Here is a 7,963-nt window from a genome sequence, read left to right as displayed (position 1 = left end):
GGCGCCGCCCCCCCCCCCCCCCGGGCCCCCGCCCCCCGGGGGGCCCCCGCCCCCCGGGGGGCCCCCCCCCGGGGGCCCCCCCCCGCCGGCGCCCCACCACCGGGCCGGTGCTACGCGTCCTCGCGCCGCATCGACAGCAGGTCCTCCAGCTGCTCCTCGCGCGACTGCGCCGCCACGAACAGCAGCTCGTCGCCGGCCTCCAGCGCGTCCTCCTTGTTGGGCGTGAGCACCCGCGTCCCGCGGATGATCGTGACCAGGGAGGTGTCCTCGGGCCACTCGACGTCGCCGACCCGGGTACCGGCCAGCGCGGCCTCCGGGGGCAGCGTCAGCTCGACGAGGTTGGCGTCACCGTGGCTGAAGCGCAGCAGCCGTACGAGATCGCCGACGCTCACCGCCTCCTCGACCAGCGCCGACATCAGACGCGGTGTGGAGACCGCGACATCGACGCCCCAGGACTCGTTGAACAGCCACTCGTTCTTCGGGTTATTGACCCGGGCGACCACCCGCGGCACGCCGTACTCGGTCTTGGCGAGCAGCGAGACGACCAGGTTGACCTTGTCGTCGCCGGTCGCCGCGATGACGACGTTGCAGCGCTGCAGCGCCGCCTCGTCGAGCGAGGTGATCTCACAGGCGTCGGCCAGCAGCCACTCCGCCAGCGGCACCCGCTCGACCGAGATGGCGGTCGGCGCCTTGTCGATCAGCAGGATCTCGTGACCATTTTCCAGGAGTTCGCCGGCGATGGAACGGCCCACCGCACCCGCGCCCGCGATTGCGACCCTCATGCGTGCGCCCCCTCAGGACCCGTGGCGAATGCCGCTTCGACCTTCTCGACCTCGTCGGTGCGCATCATCACGTGCACCAGGTCGCCTTCCTGCAGCACCGTCTGCGAGGTCGGCAGCATCGCCTCGCCCAGCCGGGTGAGGAAGGCGACGCGGACGCCGGTCTCCTCCTGGAGGGTGCTGATCTTGTGCCCGACCCAGGAGGCCGCGGTGTGCACCTCGGCGAGCTGGACGCCGCCGCTGGGGTCCCGCCACAGCGGCTCGGCGCCCGACGGCAGCAGCCGGCGCAGCATCTGGTCGGCCGTCCAGCGGACGGTGGCGACGGTGGGGATGCCCAGGCGCTGGTAGACCTCGGCGCGGCGCGGGTCGTAGATACGGGCCGCGACATTCTCGACACCGAACATCTCACGCGCCACCCGGGCGGCGATGATGTTCGAGTTGTCACCGCTGGAGACGGCCGCGAAGGCGCCCGCCTCCTCGATACCGGCCTCCCGCAGGGTGTCCTGGTCGAAGCCGACGCCGGTCACCCGGCGGCCGCCGAAGGACGAGCCCAGGCGGCGGAACGCGGTCGGGTCCTGGTCGACCACCGCGATGGTGTGACCCTGGCCCTCCAGGGTCTGCGCGAGCGCGGAGCCCACCCGCCCGCACCCCATGATGACGATGTGCATGCTGATTACCCCGTGCCCTGTACTAGCGCGCTGACCTGCACAAACACCCTGCTCACTACCTTCTTCTCCCAGTACCGGCGACACGAAGCCACGGCTCGCGACAGGACCGGGTGCGTCAGCGGTCGCGCCGGGCGCACCGCGGTCCGGTACAACCGTAGCCGTAATGGCCGTCCCGGTAGGGGGCGCGGTGGGCCACGGTCCCCTGCGGATCGGCGCCGTGCGCGCGGGGGCCTCCCGTGCCGGGCTGCGCCGCGCCGGGCCGGTAGGGCACGCTACGAGGTGTGCCCAACCTGCCTCTCCAGCCCCAACAGGGCCCCCACACCGCGCACATGGTGGTCTGCGGCGACGACGCGCTGGCCCATCGTCTGGCCGCCGAGCTCCGGGACGTCTACGGCGAACGGGTGACGCTCGTCGTCCCCTCCGCCCGGGAGCCGCACCGCCCCCGTATTCCGCCGCCGGCCCGTGCGCTCGGCCGGGCCGGTGCGCTGCTGGGCCGGATGTCGGCGGCGATGGCCTGGCCGTCGCCACTGTCGCCGGAGGCGCTCGGGGACGGCGCGGAGCCGCCGGAGGAGGCCTTACGCATCGTGGAGGCGGCGCAGCCGGACGACGCGGCGCTGCACGAGGCCGGTATCGCCGGGGCGGGCGCGCTGGCGCTGGTCTACGACGACGACGAGCTCAACATCCACGCCGCGCTGCGCGCCCGCCGCCTCAACCCCCGGCTGCGCCTGGTCATCCGGCTCTACAACCGCAAACTCGGCCAGCATCTGGAGGAGTTGCTCGACCAGGCGGCCGCGGTCGCCGCGCTGGACGGCGCGGACGGCGAGGCCGGCCGGGACGCGGCGGGCGTCGACGCGTCCACGACGGTGCTGTCCGACGCCGACACCGTGGCCCCGGCGCTGGCGGGCGCCGCGGTCGCCGGTACCAGCAAGGTCATCGAGGCGGACGGACTGCTGCTGCGGGCCGCGGAGCGCCCGCCGGTGCCGCCCGGCCGGCCCGGCGGTCCCGGGCTGTGCACCCTGGCGCTGCTGTCCGCGTCCGCCAACGACCCGGCGGACACGGCAGGTTCGGCGCCCGGCGACGAGGGCCCCGTGCTGCTGCCGGACGACGAGGCGACCGCGGCCGCCGCCGGCTGCGGCACCGTCGTCCTGGAGACCGTCTCCTATACGGGGCGTCCGGTGCGCCGCCGCTGGCTCCGCGGCCGGGGCGCCCCGCTGGCCTCCCTCTTCTCCCGGCGGCTGCGCTGGTCGCTGGCCGGCATCGTCGGCGCGGTGCTGGCGCTGGCCGTGGCGTCCTCGCTGACCCTGGGTGAGGACCCGCTGCACGCCGTCTACCTTTCGCTGCTGGACCTGTTCGCCATCAACGAACCGGCGCTCGACGGTCCGGCGCCCCGCAAGGTGCTGCAACTGCTGTCCGGGCTGACCGGGCTGTTGCTGCTGCCGGTGCTGGTCGCGGCGGCGTTCGAGGGGCTCGGCACCTTCCGCAGCGCTTCGGCGCTGCGCCGCCCGCCGCGCGGGCTGTCCGGCCATGTGGTGCTGCTGGGCCTCGGCAAGGTCGGCACCCGGGTCCTGACGCGGCTGCACGAGATGGGCATCCCCGTGGTGTGCATCGAGGGGGACCCGGAGGCGCGGGGCATCGCCCTGGCCCGCCGGCTGCGGGTGCCGACCGTCCTGGGGGACGTCACCCAGGAAGGTGTCCTGGAGGCCGCGATGATCGAGCGGGCGGCCACCCTGCTCGCCCTGACCAGCGAGGACACCACGAACCTGGAGGCCACCCTCTACGCCCGCTCGGTCAGCCCCCGGCTGCGGGTGACGCTGCGGCTGTTCGACGACCGGTTCGCCACCGCCGTCTACCGCACCCTGCGCGCCGCCCACCCGGGAGCGCTGACCCGCAGCCGGAGCGTCACGTACCTGGCCGCGCCCGCCTTCGCCGGCGCGATGATGGGCCGGCAGATCCTCGGGGCCATCCCCGTCGAGCGGAGGGTGCTGCTGATCGCGCGGGTCGATGTGCGGGGGCACACCGCGCTGGAGGGCCGTACGGTCGCCGAGGTGCTGCGCCCGGGGCGGCTGCGGGTGCTGGCGGTCGACACCTCCGCCCCCGACGACCCGGAGCCGGAGGCCGCGGCCGCCGCCCCGCCACCGCCGGCCGAGGAGCGCCGCCCGGCGCAGCTGGTGCACGAGCTGGGCGACGACTACGTCCTCCGCCCCCAGGACCGGGTGCTGCTGGTCGCCACCCGGCAGGGACTCGGCGACCTGCACGCCCGGAACCGGGCCCCGGCCGCGGGCGGGCAGAGCGGGAACCGGCAGAACGGGGCCCGGCAGGGATGACCCGCGGGCCGGCGGGACCGGCGTCCGTCCCACCCGCCGGCCCGCTTCACCCATCCCACCGTGACGCCACCATCGCGCCCGGTGACGGACCCCGCCGCCCGTGACGAATGCCACGAACGCGACCCGTCAGGCCCCGACGAGGCCCTGACGAGGTCCTGACGTGCGCGTGACGTGCGGATTCTGTGGAGGCGCGCCCCGTGGTGCGCCCCTCAGCAGGCCCGACGCGCCTCGGCCGCCCCGCTCCGCTCCTCCTCGCCGCAGACCGTGCGGGGAGCGGGTGGGCGCGGACCTTGACGAAGGCTTAGCATCCTCTGCGTGTCCAAACTGACCGACGTGCCCAAACGGATCTTGATCGGGCGCGCACTGCGCAGCGACAAGCTCGGGGAGACCCTGCTTCCCAAGCGCATCGCACTCCCCGTCTTCGCCTCCGACCCGCTGTCCTCCGTGGCCTACGCGCCGGGCGAGGTGCTCCTCGTCCTGTCCATCGCGGGGGTGTCGGCGTACAGCTTCAGCCCCTGGATCGCGGTCGCGGTCGTGGTGCTGATGTTCACGGTCGTCGCGTCGTACCGGCAGAACGTGCACGCCTACCCGAGCGGTGGCGGCGACTACGAGGTCGCCAACACCAACCTCGGCCCCAAGGCCGGTCTCACCGTCGCCAGCGCGCTGCTCGTCGACTATGTGCTGACCGTCGCGGTCTCCATCTCGTCCGGGGTGGAGAACCTGGGCTCCGCGATCCCGTTTGTCGTCGAGCACAAGACACTGTGCGCGATCGGCATCATCGTGCTGCTGACCCTGATGAACCTGCGGGGCGTCAAGGAGTCGGGCAAGCTCTTCGCGATCCCGACCTATGTCTTCGTGGCCGGCGTCTTCATCATGATCGTCTGGGGTGTGATCCGCGGCGTCGTCATGGGCGACACCATGGAGGCCCCCACCGCCGACTACACCATCCACGCCGAACAGGGCGGCCTGGCCGGCTTCGCGCTGCTCTTCCTGATGCTGCGCGCCTTCTCCTCCGGCTGTGCCGCGCTCACCGGCGTCGAGGCGATCTCCAACGGTGTGCCGGCCTTCCGCAAGCCGAAGTCCAAGAACGCCGCGACCACCCTGGCCCTCATGGGCGGCCTGGCCGTCACCATGTTCTGCGGCATCATCGGCCTGGCCATGGCCACCAACGTCAGGATGGCCGAGAATCCGGCCACCGACCTGCTCCTCAACGGCAAGCCGATCGGCTCCGGCTACACCCAGAACCCGGTCATCTCGCAGGTCGCCGAGGCGGTCTTCGGCAAGGGCAGCTTCCTCTTCGTCGTGCTCGCCGCGGCCACCGCGCTGGTGCTGTTCCTGGCCGCCAACACCGCCTACAACGGCTTCCCGCTGCTCGGCTCGATCCTCGCCCAGGACCGCTACCTGCCGCGCCAGCTGCACACCCGCGGTGACCGTCTGGCGTTCTCCAACGGCATCGTCCTGCTGGCCGGCGCCGCCATGGTCCTCGTCTACCTCTACGGCGCGGACTCCACCCGCCTCATCCAGCTCTACATCGTCGGCGTCTTCGTCTCCTTCACGCTCAGCCAGACCGGCATGGTCCGTCACTGGAACCGCCATCTGGTCACCGAGAAGGACCCGGCCAAGCGCCGCCGTATGCACCGCTCGCGCGCCATCAACGCCTTCGGCGCCTTCTTCACCGGCCTGGTGCTCGTCGTCGTCCTCCTGACGAAGTTCACCCACGGCGCCTGGGTCGCGCTGCTCGGCATGGTCATCTTCTTCGTGACGATGTCCGCGATCCGCCGCCACTACGACCGGGTCGCCGACGAGATCGCCGCCGAGGACACCCCCGACGACGACGTGGTCCGCCCCTCCCGGGTGCACTCCCTCGTCCTGGTCTCCAAGGTGCACAAGCCCACCCTGCGCGCCCTCAACTACGCCAAGCTGATGCGCTCCGACAGCCTCGAAGCGGTCAGCGTGGACGTGGACCAGGCCGACACCAAGGCCCTGCGCGAGGAGTGGGAACGCCGCGGCATCGAGGTGCCCCTGAAGGTCCTGGCCTCCCCGTACCGCGAGATCACCCGGCCGATCATCGACTATGTGAAGTCGCTGCGCCGGAAGAGCCCGCGCGACGCCGTCTCCGTCTACATCCCGGAGTACGTCGTCGGCCACTGGTACGAGCACCTCCTCCACAACCAGTCCGCGCTGCGCCTCAAGGGCCGCCTCCTCTTCACCCCCGGCGTCATGGTCACCTCCGTGCCCTGGCAGCTGGACTCCTCCGAGGCCGCCAAGCAGCGCGCCCGCAAGCGCGCCGAATGGAACGCTCCGGGTGCCGTCCGCCGGGGCCCGGTCGCCCAGCCGAAGAAGGAAAAGGCCGCCACCAAGAAGTAGCGGCCACCACCGCCCGGCCCCAGGGCCGGAGCGGTCCGCACGGCACACGGCCCCGACGGTGTACGGGCCCGGGCACCACACGGCGGGACGTAGACTTGACGGTCGGCGTCCCGCCGTACCGCCCCGGCACACCCCACCCCAGGAGCCCTCCCGCCATGCAGGCAGAACCCAAGAAATCGCTGGTCGGCGAGGAGTACGAGGTCGAGGTCGGCCCGGTCGCGCACGGCGGTCACTGCATCGCCCGCACCGCCGAGGGCCAGGTCCTCTTCGTACGGCACGCGCTCCCCGGCGAGCGGGTCCTCGCCCGCGTCACCGACGGCGAGGAGGGCGCCCGCTTCCTGCGCGCCGACGCCGTCTCCATCCTGGAGCCGTCCAAGGACCGGGTCGAGGCCCCCTGCCCCTTCTCCGGCCCTGGCCGCTGCGGCGGCTGCGACTGGCAGCACGCCAAGCCCGGTGCCCAGCGCCGCCTCAAGGGCGAGGTGGTGGCCGAGCAGCTGATGCGGCTGGCCGGGCTGACGCCCGAGGCGGCCGGCTGGGACGGCACCGTCGAGCCCGCCCCCGGCGACAAGGTCGCCAAGGGCGAGGTACCGGCCTGGCGCACCCGCGTCCAGTACGCGGTGGACGACGAGGGCCGCGCGGGCCTGCGCAAGCACCGCTCCCACGACATCGAGCCGGTCGACCACTGCATGATCGCCGCCCCCGGCGTCACGGAACTCGGCATCGAGAAGCGCGCCTGGCCCCAGATGTCCACCGTCGAGGCCATCGCCGCCACCGGCTCCCACGACCGCCAGGTCATCCTCACCCCGCGCCCCGGCGGCCGCCTCCCCCTCGTCGAACTCGACAAGCCGGTCTCGGTCATGCGGGTGGGCGAGAAGGACGGCGCCGTCCACCGCGTCCACGGCCGCCCCTTCGTCCGCGAACGCGCCGCCGACCGCACCTGGCGGGTCGGCGACGGCGGCTTCTGGCAGGTCCACCCGAAGGCCGCCGACCTCCTGGTCGAGGCCGTCATGCAGGGCCTGATGCCCAAGAAGGGCGACATGGCCCTCGACCTCTACTGCGGCGTCGGCCTCTTCGCCGGCGCCCTCGCCGAACGCGTCGGCGACAAGGGCGCGGTCCTCGGCATCGAATCCGGCAAGCGCGCCGTCGAGGACGCCCGCCACAACCTCGCCGACCTCGACCGCGTCCGCATCGAACACGGCAAGGTCGACCAGATCCTCCCCCGCACCGGCATCACCGACGTCGACCTCGTCGTCCTCGACCCGCCCCGAGCCGGCGCCGGCAAGCAGACCGTCACCCACCTCGCCTCCCTCACCCCCCGCCGCATCGCCTACGTGGCCTGCGACCCGGCGGCCCTGGCCCGCGACCTCAAGTACTTCGCAGAGTCGGGGTACACACCGCGGCGGATGCGGGTGCTGGATTTGTTTCCGATGACGCATCATGTGGAGTGTGTTGTGGTGCTGGAGAAGGCGGCTAAGGGGGCCTGAGCTGCTGGGGAACGGCTCTTGGCGGCGTGTTAGGGGGGTGCCTTCGTGCGCCTGCTACAGCTTCTGTGGCGGGCGCCGCAGGGGCTGCCGAGGCCGCCGAGCTCGTTGAGGCGCTGTCGGGGCCGCCGCCGCAACGGCGGCGGCGGACGGACCTCGGTCCTGTGCTCCAGCGGCCCGGGACAGCGGAACCACCACGGAAGCGCCCCCCCCGATTCGTGTCACAACCATAGGATCGTGTAAGTTCTTCGAGTTGCCACGGAGCCGACGGCCCCGGGCAGCCATCCCGCCGCTTCGCGGCACACCACTACTGCACGGCCCCTCACCGGGAACGATTTCGGCAT

The 7,963-nt window shown here is 72.8% G+C and carries 5 protein-coding genes; 3 read left to right on the top strand and 2 right to left on the bottom strand.

Annotated features, from left to right (window positions below):
- Positions 1 to 110: 110 nt before the first annotated feature.
- Both ACGFN2_RS35785 and ACGFN2_RS35780 read right to left on the bottom strand, forming a co-directional pair.
- A complete protein-coding gene (locus ACGFN2_RS35785) occupies positions 111 to 782 on the bottom strand; it encodes a TrkA family potassium uptake protein (RefSeq protein ID WP_026170356.1) in 672 nt (223 codons plus the stop codon).
- The gene (locus tag ACGFN2_RS35780) at positions 779 to 1,447 is read right to left on the bottom strand and encodes a TrkA family potassium uptake protein (protein ID WP_362612974.1); all 669 of its coding nucleotides are present in this window, start codon (positions 1,445 to 1,447) and stop codon (positions 779 to 781) included. Before ACGFN2_RS35780 ends, ACGFN2_RS35785 begins: the two co-directional genes overlap by 4 nt.
- Before the next feature lie 329 nt (positions 1,448 to 1,776).
- Between ACGFN2_RS35780 and ACGFN2_RS35775 the strand changes: the two genes are divergently transcribed.
- The 3 genes from ACGFN2_RS35775 (at position 1,777) to ACGFN2_RS35765 (ending at position 7,622) form a co-directional block, all read left to right on the top strand.
- Positions 1,777 to 3,771 carry a potassium channel family protein gene (locus tag ACGFN2_RS35775; RefSeq protein WP_393367149.1) on the top strand — a complete coding sequence of 665 codons (1,995 nt, stop codon included), beginning with the start codon at positions 1,777 to 1,779 and terminating at the stop codon, positions 3,769 to 3,771.
- Positions 3,772 to 4,086: 315 nt separating this feature from the next.
- Positions 4,087 to 6,138, top strand: coding sequence for an APC family permease (locus ACGFN2_RS35770; RefSeq protein WP_362612971.1), 2,052 nt, complete (start codon positions 4,087 to 4,089; stop codon positions 6,136 to 6,138).
- Positions 6,139 to 6,293: 155 nt separating this feature from the next.
- On the top strand, positions 6,294 to 7,622 hold the full coding sequence (locus ACGFN2_RS35765) for a class I SAM-dependent RNA methyltransferase (protein WP_393367146.1): 1,329 nt from the start codon (positions 6,294 to 6,296) through the stop codon (positions 7,620 to 7,622).
- The last annotated feature ends 341 nt before the right edge of the window (positions 7,623 to 7,963 follow it).

Origin of the sequence: Streptomyces sp. NPDC048612 (genome assembly GCF_043199295.1) — a bacterium.
Lineage (GTDB): Bacteria > Actinomycetota > Actinomycetes > Streptomycetales > Streptomycetaceae > Streptomyces.
This window is presented reverse-complemented; position numbering and strand designations above follow the sequence as displayed.

Bases quoted from the DNA above. Each gene is read 5' to 3' on its own strand.
- ACGFN2_RS35775 (WP_393367149.1), top strand. From the start codon at position 1,777: ATGGTGGTCTGCGGCGACGACGCGCTGGCCCATCGTCTGGCCGCCGAG.
- ACGFN2_RS35765 (WP_393367146.1), top strand. From the start codon at position 6,294: ATGCAGGCAGAACCCAAGAAATCGCTGGTCGGCGAGGAGTACGAGGTC.
- ACGFN2_RS35780 (WP_362612974.1), bottom strand. From the start codon at position 1,447: ATGCACATCGTCATCATGGGGTGCGGGCGGGTGGGCTCCGCGCTCGCG.
- ACGFN2_RS35785 (WP_026170356.1), bottom strand. From the start codon at position 782: ATGAGGGTCGCAATCGCGGGCGCGGGTGCGGTGGGCCGTTCCATCGCC.